Annotated in this window: 15 protein-coding genes; 7 read left to right on the forward strand and 8 right to left on the reverse strand. The window is 54.0% G+C overall.

What is annotated here, in order from left to right; all coding sequences use genetic code 11:
* Positions 1 to 25: 25 nt before the first annotated feature.
* From Q0336_RS07745 to Q0336_RS07760, 4 genes are read right to left on the reverse strand one after another with little or no spacing between them, the layout of a single operon-like run.
* Positions 26 to 1,483: a lytic transglycosylase domain-containing protein gene (locus Q0336_RS07745; RefSeq protein ID WP_298527415.1), complete on the reverse strand. Its 1,458-nt coding sequence runs from the start codon at positions 1,481 to 1,483 to the stop codon at positions 26 to 28.
* A 12-nt stretch (positions 1,484 to 1,495) separates the two neighbouring features.
* Positions 1,496 to 2,185: a DUF5683 domain-containing protein gene (locus Q0336_RS07750; protein WP_298527418.1), complete on the reverse strand. Its 690-nt coding sequence runs from the start codon at positions 2,183 to 2,185 to the stop codon at positions 1,496 to 1,498.
* Between the two features lie 40 nt (positions 2,186 to 2,225).
* Positions 2,226 to 3,125 carry a ParB/RepB/Spo0J family partition protein gene (locus Q0336_RS07755; RefSeq protein ID WP_298527420.1) on the reverse strand — a complete coding sequence of 300 codons (900 nt, stop codon included), beginning with the start codon at positions 3,123 to 3,125 and terminating at the stop codon, positions 2,226 to 2,228.
* On the reverse strand, positions 3,126 to 3,890 hold the full coding sequence (locus Q0336_RS07760; protein ID WP_298527422.1) for an AAA family ATPase: 765 nt from the start codon (positions 3,888 to 3,890) through the stop codon (positions 3,126 to 3,128).
* Between the two features lie 625 nt (positions 3,891 to 4,515).
* On the opposite strand from Q0336_RS07760, the gene tyrS reads away from it, so the two are divergent.
* The 7 genes from tyrS (at position 4,516) to Q0336_RS07795 (ending at position 12,775) form a co-directional block, all read left to right on the forward strand.
* Positions 4,516 to 5,811, forward strand: a complete 1,296-nt coding sequence (gene tyrS / locus Q0336_RS07765; protein WP_298527425.1) for a tyrosine--tRNA ligase — start codon at positions 4,516 to 4,518, stop codon at positions 5,809 to 5,811.
* A gap of 257 nt (positions 5,812 to 6,068) precedes the next feature.
* Positions 6,069 to 7,799: a lysine--tRNA ligase gene (lysS, locus tag Q0336_RS07770; RefSeq protein WP_298527428.1), complete on the forward strand. Its 1,731-nt coding sequence runs from the start codon at positions 6,069 to 6,071 to the stop codon at positions 7,797 to 7,799.
* A gap of 136 nt (positions 7,800 to 7,935) precedes the next feature.
* A complete protein-coding gene (locus Q0336_RS07775; RefSeq protein WP_298527431.1) occupies positions 7,936 to 8,958 on the forward strand; it encodes an NAD(P)H-dependent glycerol-3-phosphate dehydrogenase in 1,023 nt (340 codons plus the stop codon).
* Positions 8,959 to 8,990: 32 nt separating this feature from the next.
* A complete protein-coding gene (locus Q0336_RS07780; protein WP_298527434.1) occupies positions 8,991 to 9,785 on the forward strand; it encodes a polysaccharide deacetylase family protein in 795 nt (264 codons plus the stop codon).
* A 27-nt stretch (positions 9,786 to 9,812) separates the two neighbouring features.
* Entirely contained in the window at positions 9,813 to 10,559 is a 747-nt protein-coding gene (locus tag Q0336_RS07785; RefSeq protein ID WP_298527437.1) for an SIMPL domain-containing protein, read from the forward strand.
* Between the two features lie 55 nt (positions 10,560 to 10,614).
* On the forward strand, positions 10,615 to 11,565 hold the full coding sequence (locus Q0336_RS07790; RefSeq protein WP_298527758.1) for a glycosyltransferase family 2 protein: 951 nt from the start codon (positions 10,615 to 10,617) through the stop codon (positions 11,563 to 11,565).
* Positions 11,558 to 12,775, forward strand: a complete 1,218-nt coding sequence (locus Q0336_RS07795) for a glycosyltransferase family 87 protein (protein WP_298527440.1) — start codon at positions 11,558 to 11,560, stop codon at positions 12,773 to 12,775. The genes Q0336_RS07790 and Q0336_RS07795 overlap by 8 nt, the downstream gene beginning before the upstream one ends.
* A gap of 115 nt (positions 12,776 to 12,890) precedes the next feature.
* Here Q0336_RS07795 and Q0336_RS07800 read toward each other — a convergent pair whose 3' ends face one another.
* From Q0336_RS07800 to cls, 4 genes are all read right to left on the reverse strand, one after another.
* Positions 12,891 to 13,235: a GntR family transcriptional regulator gene (locus Q0336_RS07800; protein WP_298527442.1), complete on the reverse strand. Its 345-nt coding sequence runs from the start codon at positions 13,233 to 13,235 to the stop codon at positions 12,891 to 12,893.
* Between the two features lie 5 nt (positions 13,236 to 13,240).
* Positions 13,241 to 14,023, reverse strand: coding sequence for a hypothetical protein (locus Q0336_RS07805; protein WP_298527444.1), 783 nt, complete (start codon positions 14,021 to 14,023; stop codon positions 13,241 to 13,243).
* Between the two features lie 8 nt (positions 14,024 to 14,031).
* Positions 14,032 to 14,886 (reverse strand): ABC transporter ATP-binding protein, encoded by an 855-nt coding sequence (locus Q0336_RS07810; protein WP_298527446.1) that lies wholly within the window; start codon positions 14,884 to 14,886, stop codon positions 14,032 to 14,034.
* A 330-nt stretch (positions 14,887 to 15,216) separates the two neighbouring features.
* Positions 15,217 to 16,644, reverse strand: coding sequence for a cardiolipin synthase (gene cls / locus Q0336_RS07815; protein ID WP_298527449.1), 1,428 nt, complete (start codon positions 16,642 to 16,644; stop codon positions 15,217 to 15,219).
* Positions 16,645 to 16,648: the final 4 nt, after the last annotated feature.

The following is a 16,648-nucleotide window of genomic DNA, read 5'->3' on the forward strand; positions in this document are numbered from 1 at the left end:
TATATGATGTTATGCTTGTATCGTATTATCTACGTCTCTTCTTACCCTTCTTGGTCGACTTAGCCGATCGTGAGGAGGACTTAGTAGCCTTGCTAGGCTTAGTGATCTTGATCTTCTGACCAACACTAAGCTTGTCCGTGCTGAGGTTATTGTTCTTCCTCAGCTCCTCGACCGTAGTCCCATACTTATGGGCTAGGGAGTAGAGCGTCTCTCCCGAAGTGACTGCATGAGTACTGGTGCTGTGACGCTCTGCAGTGCGCTTGCCTCGACGAGTAGAGGGCTTGGTGTCTTCCTCCTCAGCAGACTCCTCTTGGGCCTCTTGCTGATCCTTGCCTCGTACCGTAGAGCGGGAGGACGCGACAGACGCAGGACCATCGAAGTTCACACGTAGCTCTGGAGAATACACCTCGGAGCCTGCACTGTCGAGCTTCAAGATAGCAGAGAGCGGGAGACGTACGGGATAAGGAGTGGTATTGCCTGGGACGATGCCACGACGGAACTGAGGGTTGAAGGTCGAGATAAGCTCCGTCGTCAGTCCTGTGATCTCTGCGATGCGCTCGAAGGAGACACGATGATTGGCTGTATAGTAGTCGGTAGCCAAGGGACGGCCGAGCTGTCGGGGATAGATCCCATACTCTCTATGGTAGTGCATCGCAAAGTAAGCCCCGATGAAGAGCGGGATGTAGCGTCTCGTCTCATTGGGCAGGTAGCGATAGATCTCCCAGAAGTTAGGTCGATCGGTACCCGTGCGCTTGAGAGCACGATTGACGTTCCCTGGTCCGCAGTTATAGGCGGCTAAGACTAGCCACCAGTCCCCGTAGATCCGATAGAGGTCCTTGAGGAAGCGACAAGCAGCCTCGGTACTCTTGACGGGATCCATACGCTCATCGACGAGGCTATTGACGGTGAGGCCATAGATCTTACCCGTGGGGAGCATGAGTTGCCATAGACCTGCAGCACCTGCAGGAGAAATGGCTTTGGGGTTGAGTGCAGACTCGACGATGACCAGATAGCGTAGCTCCATAGGAAGCCCGCTCTTATCGAGGGTCATCTCGATCTCTGGGAAATAGAGGTCGGAGAGTGAGAGCATGGAGCTCAGCAGTCCACGACGCTTGAAGAGGTAGAGCTCGATGGCCTCACGGACGAGGGGGTTGTAGCTGAAGCGCATAGCCGATGGCATCCTATTGAGCATACGGATATATGTGCTATCAGGGGTATAGGGTATGGACACTGAGGAGTAGCGCCCTGACTGCTGGCGTCCGCCAGTAGAGTTGCCATAGCCCGAATACCACTGCTCCAGCATGCGCTCTACATCCTTATCCAGGGAGGCAGGCAGGGTGATGGGGTCGAGCAGAGCCGAGGCCAAGGTAAAGGGAGAAGTAGGTCTATCCACACGCTTCACACTATCGACCTGAGCGGGCAGGGTACTCGCACTTAGGAGGAAGAGAGCGGTGATGGAGAGGAGCTTGATGAGAAGCTTCATCTATCGTAGCGATTAGAAGGTGAGGCTACAGTTGACCCCTAATTGGTAAGAGGGGATACCGAGCTTGGGTAGCCCCACCTCGGGAGCTACACGCAGAGAGAGATCGGGGCTAATATCGAAGGTGTAGAGCTCAGCATCGACATAGGCATCGAGTATAGAGAGTCCGTAGACGAGGACACTGGCTAGGATACTGAGGTCACGATAGCGACGGTAGAAGTCATTGCCTCGCTTGAGGGTGGACTTGAGGGTAGACTGGTAGGTCTTATAGTCTTCGGCCTTAGCCCCTGCAGGAGCGAAGGCCAGCCAAGAGGTATTCTTCGAGGGGTCTTCGCTTGAGAGGTCACGATAGGCGGCGTGGTACTCTTGGTACTGACGATGATTCCACGTCACCGAGTAGTAGCAGGTCACGAAGGCACCCCAGACGATGGGTAGCTTCCAGTACTTGCGGTTGTATATCTGTCCTCCACCGGGGAGAAGAGCCCAGAGGAGAGCTTTGCTCGAGTTGGGTTGCCAGTTCACCTGATCATGGATCTTCAGAGCTTGTTCACGGAAGCTCGGAGCAGTCGACGAATGAAGCTCGGTCGTATCCTGAGCTCCGATCAAGAGGCTCTTCTCCTGAGGTGAAGATGGAGACTCCTGCCCCCAGACGGGAGTCAAGGGTGCGAGGAAGAGAAGGAGCAAGAAGATGTAGATCGAACGCACGAGAGTGACTATTGAGGCGAACTAGAGGAATAGATCGAGATTAGTGCTGGACACGCTCCAGAAGCTGCATGATACGCTCCAGCTCTTCATCACTTGAGAAGGGGATCGTGAGTTTACCCTTACCCGAAGCGGAACATCTGAGGGTGACACTGGAGGAGAAGACCTGAGAGAGGTGCTGCTCCAGAAGACGGAAGTCCTTGCGCTCGGCTGAGCGTCGTGGCTTGTCGGGAGTAGCAGTGGACTCATCCCCCGAGGGCTGATCGGCAATGGCACGAGCCAGCTCCTCGACAGCTCGCACGCTGAGGTGCTCGGAGAGGATCAGGTTGTAGAGCTCGATCTGACGCTCGGTATCCTCGACCTGAAGCAGGGCACGAGCATGCCCCATGTCGATGAGTCGCTGGGTGAGGCCGAGCTGGATCTCCGCAGGGAGGCGAAGTAGACGTAGGTAGTTGGATACAGTAGCTCGCTTCTTCCCTACACGGGCTGCCAGCTCCTCCTGCTTGAGGTGATGGAGGTCAAGGATCTGCTGGTAGGCTAGAGCCACCTCGATGGCATTGAGATCCTCACGCTGGATATTCTCGATGAGGGCAAGCTCTAGGACTTCATCCTCGGTGGTGGTACGGATGTAGGCAGGTAGCGTCTGGAGACCTGCTAGAGCAGCTGCACGCCAGCGTCGTTCGCCCGAGATGATCATGTATTGACCCGAGGGGAGCGCCTGCACGGTGATGGGCTGCACAAGCCCTAGAGAGCGGAGTGACGCAGCGAGCTCCTCTAGACTCTCGTCATCGAAGAGTTTGCGAGGCTGGTCTTTATTGGGGATGATCTTATCTATCGGTAGTTCCTGGATAGAGGCAGCCCCTAAGAGAGGCTCTTCGGTAGGAGCGCCAAGGAGATTACCCAGACCTCGTCCTAGGACATTCTTATTCTTTGACTTTGTCATCTACTTATTCTTGTTGATCAGCTCAGAGGCTAGCTGTAGGTGATTGATCGCTCCACGGCTATCGGCATCGTAGAGCAGAGCTGGCAGACCATGGCTGGGGGCTTCACCCAGCTTGACATTGCGCTGGATGACGGTCTCGAAGACCAAACTCTTGAAGTGCTCCTTGACCTCTTCGTAGATCTGATTATTGAGCCTCGTACGGCTATCATACATGGTCATTAGGAAGCCCTCGATCTCCAGCTGAGAGTTGAGCCGCTGGCGGACAATACGGATGGTATTCAGGAGCTTAGAGATCCCCTCTAGGGCGAAGTACTCGCACTGCACGGGGATGAGCACGGAGTGAGCCGCCACGAGGGCATTGACCGTGATCAAGCCAAGTGATGGAGAGCAGTCGATGAGGATGTAGTCGTAGGCATCGACCACAGGCTCGAGCACCGAGCGCAGGATATACTCCCTTCGCTCCCGCTCCAGAAGCTCTAGGTCTGCTCCCGCTAGGTCAATATGGGAGGGCAGGATATCTAGCCCATCGACGACGGTCTTAGTGATCGCCTCACGAGCTGGCAAGCCTGCACACAGACACTCATAGATCGTCTTACCCAGCTGCGAAGCATCGATCCCGATCCCCGAAGAGGCATTGGCCTGAGGGTCGGTATCCACTAGGAGTACACGCTTCTCCAGCGAGGCCAAGGAGGCCGCTAGATTGATCGCTGTGGTGGTCTTCCCCACACCTCCCTTTTGGTTAGCTAATGCTATGACTTTGCCCATATCGCTAGGTGATCCGTATTCTTAAAACTCTCTTTACTCTGTCTATGGTATCTCCTTTCGTCCCATTCAAGGCTCCTCAAGGAGGGATAGAAGACACCAAATTAGCCCCCAAAATTACTACTTCTCACTGACATGGCTTGCCCCCTAGCTTTATCTATCAGAGAATAAGGTCTGTACCAGATAGGACCGCACAATCCAAGCCGAAGAAAGCCCTTCGCTCGCCTACTCCTTCTCCTTAGACCGAGCAAAGCTGGAGCAAACAAGACACACCAAGCTCCCTCGACAGCCCGCTCTACCAGCTCCCGTCTCATGGGGCTCTAAGGAACCCATTCATAGATCCCCTCAGTCCCCCATGATGGGGCACCAGCACGACCCATTCATGGGTCATCGATGTGACCCATGAATGGGGTACTAAACTCCCCCAGCATAGAAGAGACCTTTCCCTCCTCTAACTTCTCCCTGCAAAGATCCCCTAGAAGCGAAGATGATACCAGAGGAAGCCTCCACAGAAATGTGAGGCACCATCATCCGACGCTCCTTGACTCTAGAGCTGGGCTCTTCTACATTGTTTCACTACCTTTGCAGTGTTTTTACTATAGATAATCATCTAGCTCAAGGAAAAGAAATGACCAATTTTATTGAAGAGCTGCGCTGGCGTGGGATGATCCACGACATGATCCCAGGCACAGAAGAGCAGCTACAGAAGGAGCGCTCTTCGGCTTATCTAGGGATCGACCCCACGGCGGACTCACTGCACATTGGGCACCTCGTAGGGGTGATGATGCTTCGTCACTTCCAGCTCGCTGGTCACCGTCCCATCGCCCTCATCGGCGGAGCCACGGGGATGATCGGAGACCCATCAATGAAGTCTGCCGAGCGCAATCTACTCGACGAAGCCACTCTACGTCACAATCAGGAGTGCATCAAGAAGCAGCTCTCTAAGTTCCTAGACTTCGAGAGCGATGCTCCCAATGCTGCGGTCCTCGTAAACAACTATGATTGGATGAAGGACTATAGCTTCTTAGGCTTCATCCGTGACATCGGTAAGCACATCACCGTCAACTATATGATGGCGAAGGATTCGGTCAAGAAGCGTCTCAACGGGGAGAACTCCAACGGGATGTCCTTCACTGAATTCAGCTATCAGCTCCTCCAAGGCTACGATTATCTATACCTCTACCGCAACTACGGCTGCCGCCTGCAGATGGGGGGGTCCGACCAGTGGGGCAACATCACCACCGGCACCGAACTCATCCGCCGTATGGAGGGAGGCGAAGCTTATGCTCTGGTCTGCCCACTGATCACCAAGGCTGACGGAGGTAAGTTCGGTAAGACCGAGAGTGGCAACGTCTGGCTCGACCCAGCACGCACCAGCCCCTACGCCTTCTATCAGTTCTGGCTCAACGTCAATGACGCTGACGCAGCTCGCTACACCAAGATCTTCACCACCCTCACCCAGGAGGAGATCGCTCGCCTAGAGGAAGAGCAGGCCGCAGCGCCACACCTCCGTCCTCTGCAGAAGCGCCTCGCCGAAGAGATCACCGTCCTCGTCCATGGTCGAGACAACTATGAGGCAGCAGTAGCGGCCTCTGGCATCCTCTTTGGTCAGGGGACGAAGGAGCAGCTCCAGTCGCTGGATGAGGCTACGCTCCTAGCCGTCTTCGAGGGTGTACCTCAGTTCGAGATCTCCAAGGAGAAGCTTGAGTCTGGTGTCAAGGTCGTCGACCTCCTAACGGAAGAGGCAGCTGTCCTACCCTCCAAGGGGGAACTTCGTAAGCTCGTCGCCGCTGGAGGCCTCAGCATCGACAAGGAGAAGGTTGCTTCTCCCGATGATCTGGTCACCACAGCTCAGCTCATCGCCGATCGCTACCTCCTCGTCCAGCGAGGCAAGAAGAACTACTACCTCCTTATCGCTCGATAAAGCTCCGCTTATCAGCGCCACTTAATAGTAAAAGGGAAGATGCTCACCTCCTCGGGTGAGCATCTTCCCTTTTCTCCTTATTATAGGCATGGAGCTACGAGCCCAATCTATCTCCTGCCAGCTAGGCCTGTTCCTTAGGACACCCCCAGCCCCGTCCTTAGAGTCCAAGCGGGATAAGCCTCCTACCCTACCTATCGTAGAAATGCCGTATCTTTGTGTACATTAGTGTAAATAGACAGACAGCATTATAGTATAGCATGAATATCTTAGAGCTGAGCGAACAGGAGATCTTCCGTCGCCGTAGCCTGGAGGAGCTCCGTGCCCTAGGCATCAATCCCTACCCCGCAGACGAGTACGAAGTCACGGCTTATGCCCAAGAGATCCTAGATACCTTCCAGGATGACGCTCCTCGTCGCCACGTCCGCGTAGCAGGGCGTGTCATGGGACGCCGCATCATGGGTAAAGCATCCTTCCTAGAGCTACAAGACTCTACCGGACGTATCCAGATCTACATCACCCGAGATGAGCTCTGCCCCACCGAGGACAAGGAGCTCTACAATAGCGTGGTGAAGAAGCTCATGGACATCGGGGACTTCATCGGCATCGAAGGGGAAGTCTTCCGTACCAAGATGGGCGAGATCTCCGTACATGCTCACTCACTTACATTCCTTTCGAAGGCTCTTCGCCCTCTTCCCGTAGTCAAGGAGAAGGATGGGCAGACCTTCGACAGCTTCACCGACCCCGAGCTCCGCTTCCGTCAGCGCTATGTAGACCTCGTAGTCAATAGCCACGTCAAGGAGATCTTCCTCAAGCGTACGAAGATCTTCAACGCCATGCGCCAGTTCTTCAATGAGCGAGGCTACATCGAGGTAGATACCCCCGTCCTGCAGCCCATCCCTGGTGGAGCAGCAGCTCGCCCCTTCATCACCCACCACAACGCTCTAGATATCCCCCTCTACCTGCGTATCGCCAATGAGCTCTACCTGAAGCGTCTCATTGTCGGAGGCTTCGAGGGTGTGTACGAGTTCAGCCGTAACTTCCGTAACGAAGGGATGGACCGCACGCACAACCCAGAGTTCACCGCTATGGAGATCTATGTCTCCTACAAGGACTACAACTGGATGATGGCCTTCACGGAGCAGCTACTTGAGTTCATCTGCCTCCAAGTACTCGGTACTACTAAGGTACGTGTCGGTGACAAGGAGATCGACTTCAAGGCTCCATTCAAGCGTATCACGATGCTCGATGCCATCAAGGAACACACGGGTATCGACATCAGCCAGATGAACGAAGAGGAGCTACGTGCTACCTGCAAGCAGCTCGGCATCGAGGCCGATGAGACGATGGGTGTAGGTAAGATGATCGATGAGATCTTCGGCGAGAAGTGCGAAGGCACCTATATCCAGCCTACCTTCATCACCGACTATCCTAAGGAGATGTCTCCTCTAACGAAGGAGCACCGTACCAACCCTCGCCTTACCGAGCGCTTCGAGCTCATGGTCAATGGTAAGGAAATAGCTAATGCTTACTCTGAGCTCAATGACCCCATCGACCAGCGTGCACGCTTCGAAGATCAGCTTCGTCTCAGTGAGAAGGGAGACGATGAAGCGATGTTCATCGACCACGACTTCCTACGTGCCCTCGAGTATGGCATGCCCCCCACCAGTGGGATGGGTATCGGGATGGACCGCCTCGTGATGCTCCTGACGGGTCAGGAAAGCATCCAAGAAGTACTCCTCTTTCCTCAGATGCGCCCCGAGAAGGTAGCCCCACGAGACAAGAAGGAAGTCTTCGTCTCTGCTGGCATCCCAGAAGAATGGGTACCCGTACTTCACAAGGCTGGTTATCTGACCCTCGATGCTGTAAGAGCCGAGGAGAAGCCAGGACGACTCCTCCAGCAGCTACAGGATATCAAGAAGAAGTACCAGCTTGACCTCCAGCCTATCAGCCTCGAGACTGTCACGGCTTGGACCGAAGGTAGCAACTAAACCCTACCCCATAGCTCATGCGCCACTGAGGGTGCATGAGCTGCGGGGAGGTCAAATGAAACTTAGGGGTAGTAGTTCCCCTTCCTCCTAGACAGCCTCTCCCCCAAGAGACTGCCTAAAAGCAACGAAAAGTATCATGTCAGAACAGACCTCTAGCATCCCCGGACGTGTAGGTATCCTCGGCGGAGGAAGCTGGGCTACAGCCCTGGCAAAGATCGTCCTGACGAAGCAGCCTCATCTCAACTGGTTGCTCCGCACGACGAATCATGTCAAGGAGTTCACTCGCCTGAAACATAATCCTAGCTACCTTACCTCTGTCACCTTCGACTTGTCGAAGATCACGTTCTTCACCGACTCGGATGTCAATGACTTCTTCCGTTCGTGCGACACCGTGATCCTTGCGACTCCGTCCCCCTATATCCGCTACTACCTCAAGCGTGTCCGTAACTCCGTCATCCGCCCGAAGCTCATCATCAATGCGATCAAGGGGATGGTACCCGAGGAGAACGTCCTGATCTCCGATTACCTGCAGGAGTACAAGGAGCTACGCCCCGGACAAATCGCCGTCATCGCTGGCCCTTGCCATGCCGAGGAGATCGCCAAGGATCGTGTATCCTACCTCACCGTAGGGTGCTTCGATATGGGGAAGGCTAAGGTCCTCAGCGAAGAGCTCTTCAGCAATGACTTCGTCCACTGCGCCGTGAGCCGAGATGTCGTCGGCATCGAGTACTCTGCAGTCCTGAAGAATATCTACGCCATCGCAGCGGGTATCTGTCATGGGCTGAACCTCGGTGACAACTTCCAGTCTGTCCTCATCTCCAATGCTATTGCGGAGATGAGCAACTTCGTGAGCACCGTCCATCTCGTCAGTCGAGATGTCACCGAGTCCGTCTATCTCGGAGACCTCCTCGTCACCGCTTACTCCAGCTTCAGCCGTAACCGCACCTTCGGGAATATGATCGGTAAGGGCTACAGCGTACGTGCCGCACAGATGGAGATGAACATGGTAGCAGAAGGCTACTATGCCGCAAAGTGCATCCACTTGATCAACCTTCGCTATCAAGTGAACATGCCCATCTGCCGCACCATCTACGAGATCCTCTACGAAGGTGCTCCCGTCGAACAGTCTATCCGTCGCCTCTCTACCCTCTTCAAGTAGCCCCCTTCCGTCTCCCTCTACCCTCACCTAGTATGACAGCTCGACAGCAGCATATCCTACTGAGCTTCGACATCGAGGAGTTCGATGTACCCTGTGAGCATGGGGTAGACCTTCCCATGGAGGAGCAGATACGTATCTCTGTAGAGGGTACACATGCGATCCTTGATGTCCTCAAGGCTCAGGGGGTACGTGCGACATTCTTCTCCACAGCGAACTTTGCACAGCGTGCCCCAGAGGTCATCCAGCGACTCATCTCGGAGGGGCACGAATTGGCTTCGCATGGCTTCTACCATTCCTCCTTCGAGGTCGCTGACCTGAAGAAGTCGAAGGATGCACTAGAGGCTCAGACAGGACAGACCATCAGAGGCTATCGTATGGCTCGTATGATGCCCGTCTCCGAAGCAGAGGTCGCTAAGGCAGGCTACACCTACAACACTTCCCTCAACCCCACCTTCATCCCAGGGCGCTACATGCACCTAGGGACACCCCGTACCCATTTCATGCAGGACGGGGTATTACAAATCCCAGCCTCGGTAACCCCTTGGGTACGCTTTCCCCTTTTCTGGCTCTCCTGCCACAATCTCCCCTTCTTCCTTTACCGCTGGCTCTGCCGTCGTACGCTCCGTCACGATGGCTATCTCGTGACCTACTTCCATCCGTGGGAGTTCTACGAGCTGAATGAGCATCCCGAGTTCGGTCTCCCCTTCATCGTACGCAATCACGCTGGACGGGGGATGATCGAGCGATTAGACCGCTGGATCACCTCATTCAAGAGTGAAGGAGCAAGCTTCATTACTTACTCTGAGTTTGCAGACATTATTTCCTAATCCTTTCACACATAAAACATCACTTCTATGAACATCAACAAGTCAGCTCTGTACATCAGCCTAGTAGCGGCTGTAGCTCTAGTAGCCTCTGTCCTCATCCTCGCAGGTGGGCTGAGAGACTTCCGTAGCAAAGGCGCCAAGACGATCACAGTGACAGGTAAGGCCGAGCGCAACTTCCAGTCTGACCTGATCGTCTGGTCTGCAAGCTTCACTGCTGAATCAGCTAACCTACCTAGCGCCTACTCTGAGCTCAAGGAAAAGCAGCAAGCTGTCTCCGCCTTCCTCAATGGGAAGAACATCCCTAGCGACGCTATCTCCTACAGCAGTGTCAGCATCTCCCGTGAGAATGAGAGCTACTATGACTCGACTGTAGAGCGCACCTTCTATCGCTTCAAGGGCTACTCTCTGACACAGACGGTCACGATCACCTCCAACAACATCGATGCGATCGAAGCTGTCTCTCGTCAGATCTCTGAGCTCATCAACAAGGGCATTGAGATCGAGTCTGGCTCTCCTCGCTACTACTACACGAAGCTCAACGATCTCAAGATCGAGATGCTCAAGGAAGCCTCCGAAGATGCCTACAATCGTGCTGGTGTCATCGCAGAGGGTAGCAAGAGTAGCCTAGGCAAGCTGGATCGCTCCAACATGGGTGTCTTCCAGATCGTCGGGCTCAATAGCGATGAAGACTACAGCTGGGGGGGCTCCTTCAACACCACCTCTAAGATGAAGACGGCTAGCATCACCGTCAGCGCTACCTACTCGATCAAGTAATTCCACTTAGATCCCCCTTTTTCTCTCCTTTAGTCATCACATGACCTCTAACCCCATACCTAGACTAGTGATCGTCTCCCCGTGCTACAACGAGGAGGCGATCCTTGCTTATTCAGCCCGCGAGCTGACGCAGCTTCTGGAGCACCTTATCTCCAACCATAAGATCCTCCCCACGAGTCACGTCCTCTATGTCAATGACGGAAGTCGTGACCGCACGTGGGAGATGATCGAAGGGCTACACCAAGAGAATACCTTCATCGATGGGCTCTGCCTAGCAGGCAATGTAGGTAGTGAGCTAGCCGTGATGGCGGGGCTCATGGCAGCGAAGGACGAAGCTGATGTCGTAGTCTCTATCGATGCCGACCTCCAGGATGATCTAGCAGCTATCGAAGAGATGATCGATCGCTACCTCGAAGGCTACGACATCGTCTATGGGGTCAAGAAGTCACGTGAGGCAGATCCCTTCCTCAAGCGCACCACAGCACAAGCCTTCTACCGCCTACAGCAGTCGATGGGCATACGTATGGTCTACAACCATACCAACTTCCGTCTAATGAGTCGGCGAGCGCTAGAGGCACTCTCTAGATACCCTGAGCGTAACCTCTATCTACGAGGCATCATCCCGATGCTGGGCTACCCTTCGACTACGGTGGATGATATCATACGAGAGCGTGTAGCTGGGGAATCAAAGTACAACTACCACAAGCTCCTCTTCCTCGCTGTCGATGGGATCACCTCATTCACGACCCGCCCCATCAGCTGGATCGTAGGGATGGGCTTCTTCTGCCTGCTCATCAGCATCTGTATGGCTGTCTATGTGCTGATCTCCTATATCGAACATCTGGCTGTACCAGGCTGGGCTTCGCTGATGCTGTCTCTGTGGTTCATCGGCAGTATGCTTCTACTCTCCCTCGGGGTCGTCGGTCAGTACATCGGGAAGATTTACATCGAGGTCAAGGATCGTCCTCGCTACCATATAGCCACACACCTGAAGCATCATGACTAAGGCTCAGCCTTTCCTAGACCTTTGCACCAAGCTCCAGAGCTTCTTCCGTAAGCCTTTCTTCACTAGCCCTCGCACCACCTTTGCGCTATGGACACTGGTGGCACTCCTAGCTGGGCTCACGAAGATCGCTCCCCATCGACACAATAACTTCCTCATCTTCCGAGGTGTCTTCTGGCATACACTCCAAGGGGTATCGCTATATGCTCCCTATCCTCAGGAGTACAATGACCACAATTACTACGGGCCCGTCTTCAGCCTCGTCATTGCGCCCTTTGCCCTAGTACCTGACGCTCTTGGTCTCCTTCTATGGCTTGTAGCCCTAGCACTAGGGATGTACTATGCTGTGCGCAAGCTACCACTTGCCGAGGGGCGACAGATCTTCCTCTATTGGTTCTGTGCTCATGAACTACTGACTGCACTACAGATGCAGCAGTTCAACATCGCTATCGCAGCGATCATCATCGGCACGTTTGCCGCTGTCGAGCGAGGACGGGAGATCACCGCCGCCTTCCTCATCGTCCTAGGGACGTTTGTCAAGCTCTATGGGATCGTGGGGCTTGCTTTCTTCTTCTTCGTCAAGCGTAAGCCACGCTTCATCCTCGCCCTCATAGGCTGGTCTGTGGTGTGCTTCGTAGCTCCCATGATCATCAGTAGCCCAGAGTATGTCATCGGGCAGTATGTGGAGTGGTTCGGTAGACTCGGTGTCAAGAACGGAGCCAATACCTTCTCACTCATGCAGAATATCTCCCTGCTGGGTATGATCCGTAAGATGACGGGTCTAGCAGACTATTCCGATCTTTGGGTTATCCTTCCAGGGATGGTACTCTTCGCTCTACCCTACCTGCGCATTGGACAGTATAGACATCTCGCCTTCCGCTATGCGATCTTGAGTTCGGTGCTCCTCTTCGTCGTCCTCTTCAGCACAGGAAGTGAGTCGAGCACCTATATCATCCCCTTTGCAGGTATAACCCTATGGTACACGACGAGCCCGTGGAAGAGATCGGGCTGGGATCTGGCGCTCCTGATCATCGCCTTTGTCCTCAGTAGTCTTTCTCCTTCGGATCTCTTCCCCCGTAGCCTGCGTGAAGCCTATATCCTACCCTATGCACTCAAGGCTCTTGCCCCGACACTTATCTGGCTTCGACTGAGCTGGGAACTACTAACCAAGGACTATGCGCCTATCGAGACTCCGCCCTCGACCTTAGCCTAACCTAAGACAGGATAGCTATCAGCCTCTACCAGCATGAGGCATCGAAGCGAAAAAGCCCCTATCTCCACTCGGGAGATAGGGGCTCTTTCGTTAGGACTAGGGATGGAGGATCTTCCTAGAGTTCGAGCAGTGCTCTGAGCTCCTCGGGTGTGATCCCCAGCAGGCGTGCGTCACGCTTGAACTGAGGGACCGTCTCCTCATGGAAGAGCTTACGTCGCTGAGCCATCACCGACTTATAAGCTCCAGGGGAGATGTAGTACCCCACCCCACGCTGGGTATGAATGAGCTCACGCTGTGAGAGCTTGTCATAGGCGTGGACGACGGTATTGGGAGCTACCTGCATCAGCACTGCCATATCTCGCACCGAAGGTATTCGTTCGCCTTCGGGGAAGCGTCCTGTAAGGATCCCTTCGCAGATATAGTCGATGATGTGCGTGAAGCCTATATTGATATATGCCATGTCTTTTACTTAAGTTGGATCGTCTTGATACGGTAGTAGATAGCCCAGCAGAGGAAGGCATCGATCGCAGCTAGTATCCCTGCAAAGATATAAGAAAGAACCTCTTTATTGACATCCTTGAGCATCACGAAGAGCGACCCAATATCCATTTTACTCAGGATCGATACCAAGAGGAAGAAAGCCACGAACTCAATGAGGATAGACCAGCAGAAGGCGAAGAGAGCCTTACGGAAGTGGATCATGCACCAAGCCATCAGCAGGAAGATATGGAGACCGAAGAGTGTGACTATGACATAGAAGATCGTAGGCACACAGGAGGCCTCGTGGGCTACGAAGGCCCAGAGTAAGAGGGTCGTCCAGTCCATGGGTACTGCCAGCGATAGAATGAACGTAATCACCAGCGAGGAGACTAGAGCGATGAGGTGGTAACCGATGACGAGCAGGGCCATCGAGATAGACTTCTCTCCTGCGGAGGCTGGGAGCTGCGTATAGACTCCTGGAGAAGCCAAGTGCACGAGCTTATTGAGCCAGACCAAGCTGAAGATCGTCGTCCCGAAGAGGTAGGGAGCGACTACCCCACCCTCATTGTACGAACTAGCGAGGCGACTAAAGGCCTCTACGATATCGAAGCCCGTCGATAGGATCAGGATCATGAAGGGGAAACCAAAGAGGGCCACAGCCATGATCAGATGGAAGATCAGCAGGGGTCTGAGTGAACTGAAGAAGCCTTCACGTGTAAGGAGGAAGACACGCCCCCATGAAGATCTATGCAATGCAGCGGTATTCATCTTCTGAGCTAGATATTAGAGTTCGACGAAGAGTGGATGATACGAAGGAGCGCATCCCGCTGGCTGACGACAGCGTTGAAGAAGAGCTCCATGCTGAAGGTGTCCTCCGTAGGCTCACCCGTAGCGGGGAGGATACCGACCGTCCCGACGATCGAGGGCTCGCTGTAGAGAGCACGAGCTTGATCTTCGCTGGAGATAGGACCGAAGTAGAGCTTCTCCGATAGATCAGCGATCGACTCATTGCAGTAGATCTTCCCCTGCTCGAGGATTACTACTCGGTCGATGAGCTGCTCTAGGTCACGCACCTGATGAGTGCTGATCACGAGCGTCTGATCTTCGTTGAGATAGCGAGCCACAGCCCGACGGAATTCACCCTTCGATGGGATATCAAGCCCGTTGGTAGGCTCATCGAGCAGAAGCAGAGGCACACGCAGCGCAAGGGCGAAGGCAATGAGCGCCTTCTTCTTCTGCCCCTGAGAGATCTTCTTGAGATCCATCTTCCAGTCAAGGCCGAAGGCCGTGATAAGCTCTTGGGCGACTGCCTCATCATAGGTGGGGTAGAAAGGGGCAGAGATATCGAAGTAGCGACGGATCGTCATCTGAGGGACGTGTATCTCTTCGGGAAGCATATAGACCTGCTGCAGGAAGGCTACCTTACGTTCTCTGGGGGTAAAGCCAAGGACATTCACCTCCCCTTCCTTGGAGAAGAGCTGGCCATAGAGATTTTTTAGGAGCGTGGTCTTCCCTTCTCCATTACGTCCCAATAGCCCTACGATACTCCCCTTGGGGAGCGATAGCTCCAAGTTCTGGAAGACATACTTCCCAGACTTGTAGCCAAACGAAAGATGCTTTGTAGTAATCATATTATATCGGTTGGGTTTTGTGTATTACATATTGATTACACTGCAAATGTACTAAACTTTTCATACAATGAACACTTCTGCCAAAATTCATTTGTATTTACCTAGTGATCAATAGGATAGAAAAGAGTGATTACACACTATAGACTCCAAGAGACCTCTATATTCCCCCTGCCAAGGGTGTATCAGCTGTATTAGAGGGAGCATCTACATAGCCCTCCCAGCGTCCTACAGGAGGTCGCAGAAAAAACCTATAGTGGGTCGCAAGCACGACCCATTATAGGTGACGATGACGACCCATGATGGGTCGTCTTAGGGATGCATGAATGGGTGCTAGAGCAAGGGAGCGAAGAGGCGCATCACGGACTCCGAGAAGCGCACAAAGTGACCACGCTCTTCCCACTCCTCTCTGGTGAGTAGGTGGCAAGCGCTCTTGTCTTGATCAAAGAGGCTACGCAGACGCTTCGTGATCCCTGGATCATAGATAAAGCCCGAGATCTCGAAGTTATGCTCTAGGCTGCGGAAGTCCATGTTCGCCGACCCGATCGAGGCAATGCGGTCATCGACCATGAGGAGCTTAGAGTGCAGGAAGCCATCTCTGTACTGGTAGATCTTCACCCCAGCTTCGAGGAGCAGGGAGAGGTATGAATTGGCAGCGTAGGTCGTCAGACGTGAGTCGGTATGCTCTGGGAGCATGAGCTCCACTTCTACCCCAGCAAGGGCGGAAGTCACGATCGCATTATTGAGGTTCTCCGTGGGGAGGAAGTAAGGGGTCTGGATGCAGATACGCTCACTTGCTCGAGAGATCATATAGATGATGGCCTGCTCTAGGGTGCGCCAGTGGCTGATGGGACCACCCTGTACGAACTGCACCGAGGGGGAATACTCATTGGGCAAGACAGAAGGGTCGAAGTAGCGATCCATGTTCACGACCTTGCGGGAGACGGCATACCAGTCCACGAGGAAGGAGCCTTGCAAGCCAGCCACCGCTACCCCCGTCAAGCGGAAGTGGGTATCACGCCAGAGCCCGAGCTCTGTACCTGTGAGGTAGCGCTGAGCGAAGTTCATCCCCCCGACATAGCCCACAGAGCCATCGATGACGACGATCTTGCGGTGATTGCGGTAGTTCACCGTCGTAGAGAGAAGCGGGAAAGCTACCCGCATGAAGGCATAGACTTGTATCCCCGCCGAGCGCATACGCTTCCAGTAGGAGGCGGGGACATTGTAGGAGCCTAGGTGGTCGTAGATGATGCGTACCGTGACCCCTTCGTCGGCCTTGCGGATGAGGATCTCCGTCAGACGATCTAGGACTTCGTCAGCAGCGAAGATGTAGGCTTGTAGATGGATGTACTCCTCGGCTTGCTCTAGATCTTGGAAGAGCGCCTCATACATATCCTTCCCCCAAGCATAGATATCGAGGGTCTGGAGCTGTAGAAGGGGGCTCTCGGAATTATTTAGGAGGAGCTCGATGAGGCGTTGGTTCTCTTCGGTGGCTTGACGCTTCTTCTGCAGGTGCTTGGGCAGGGAGAGGAGTTGAGGCTTGCGCATCAGTCGCTGGTAGAAGCGCCTATTGATGCTATGCAAGCGCCTTTGATCCTGACCGAAGACGATATACACCATGATCCCAAAGACGGGGACAAGCCCGACGATGAGGATCCAAGCAGAGGCCTTGAGAGGATTGCGATTCTCACTAAGGACGGTCCCTATGACCCCTAGGACCGTGAGGACATAGGCTATGATAAGCCAAGAGGAGAATGCCATAGCA

The sequence above is a fragment of the uncultured Porphyromonas sp. genome (assembly GCF_938039215.1).
Classification (GTDB): domain Bacteria; phylum Bacteroidota; class Bacteroidia; order Bacteroidales; family Porphyromonadaceae; genus Porphyromonas.

Excerpts from the sequence above, each read along its gene's own strand:
- Q0336_RS07760 (WP_298527422.1), bottom strand. The coding sequence starts at position 3,890 with ATGGGCAAAGTCATAGCATTAGCTAACCAAAAGGGAGGTGTGGGGAAG.
- Q0336_RS07780 (WP_298527434.1), top strand. The coding sequence starts at position 8,991 with ATGACAGCTCGACAGCAGCATATCCTACTGAGCTTCGACATCGAGGAG.
- cls (WP_298527449.1), bottom strand. The coding sequence starts at position 16,644 with ATGGCATTCTCCTCTTGGCTTATCATAGCCTATGTCCTCACGGTCCTA.
- Q0336_RS07785 (WP_298527437.1), top strand. The coding sequence starts at position 9,813 with ATGAACATCAACAAGTCAGCTCTGTACATCAGCCTAGTAGCGGCTGTA.
- Q0336_RS07800 (WP_298527442.1), bottom strand. The coding sequence starts at position 13,235 with ATGGCATATATCAATATAGGCTTCACGCACATCATCGACTATATCTGC.
- Q0336_RS07810 (WP_298527446.1), bottom strand. The coding sequence starts at position 14,886 with ATGATTACTACAAAGCATCTTTCGTTTGGCTACAAGTCTGGGAAGTAT.
- Q0336_RS07755 (WP_298527420.1), bottom strand. The coding sequence starts at position 3,125 with ATGACAAAGTCAAAGAATAAGAATGTCCTAGGACGAGGTCTGGGTAAT.
- Q0336_RS07795 (WP_298527440.1), top strand. The coding sequence starts at position 11,558 with ATGACTAAGGCTCAGCCTTTCCTAGACCTTTGCACCAAGCTCCAGAGC.
- Q0336_RS07745 (WP_298527415.1), bottom strand. The coding sequence starts at position 1,483 with ATGAAGCTTCTCATCAAGCTCCTCTCCATCACCGCTCTCTTCCTCCTA.
- tyrS (WP_298527425.1), top strand. The coding sequence starts at position 4,516 with ATGACCAATTTTATTGAAGAGCTGCGCTGGCGTGGGATGATCCACGAC.
- Q0336_RS07775 (WP_298527431.1), top strand. The coding sequence starts at position 7,936 with ATGTCAGAACAGACCTCTAGCATCCCCGGACGTGTAGGTATCCTCGGC.
- lysS (WP_298527428.1), top strand. The coding sequence starts at position 6,069 with ATGAATATCTTAGAGCTGAGCGAACAGGAGATCTTCCGTCGCCGTAGC.
- Q0336_RS07805 (WP_298527444.1), bottom strand. The coding sequence starts at position 14,023 with ATGAATACCGCTGCATTGCATAGATCTTCATGGGGGCGTGTCTTCCTC.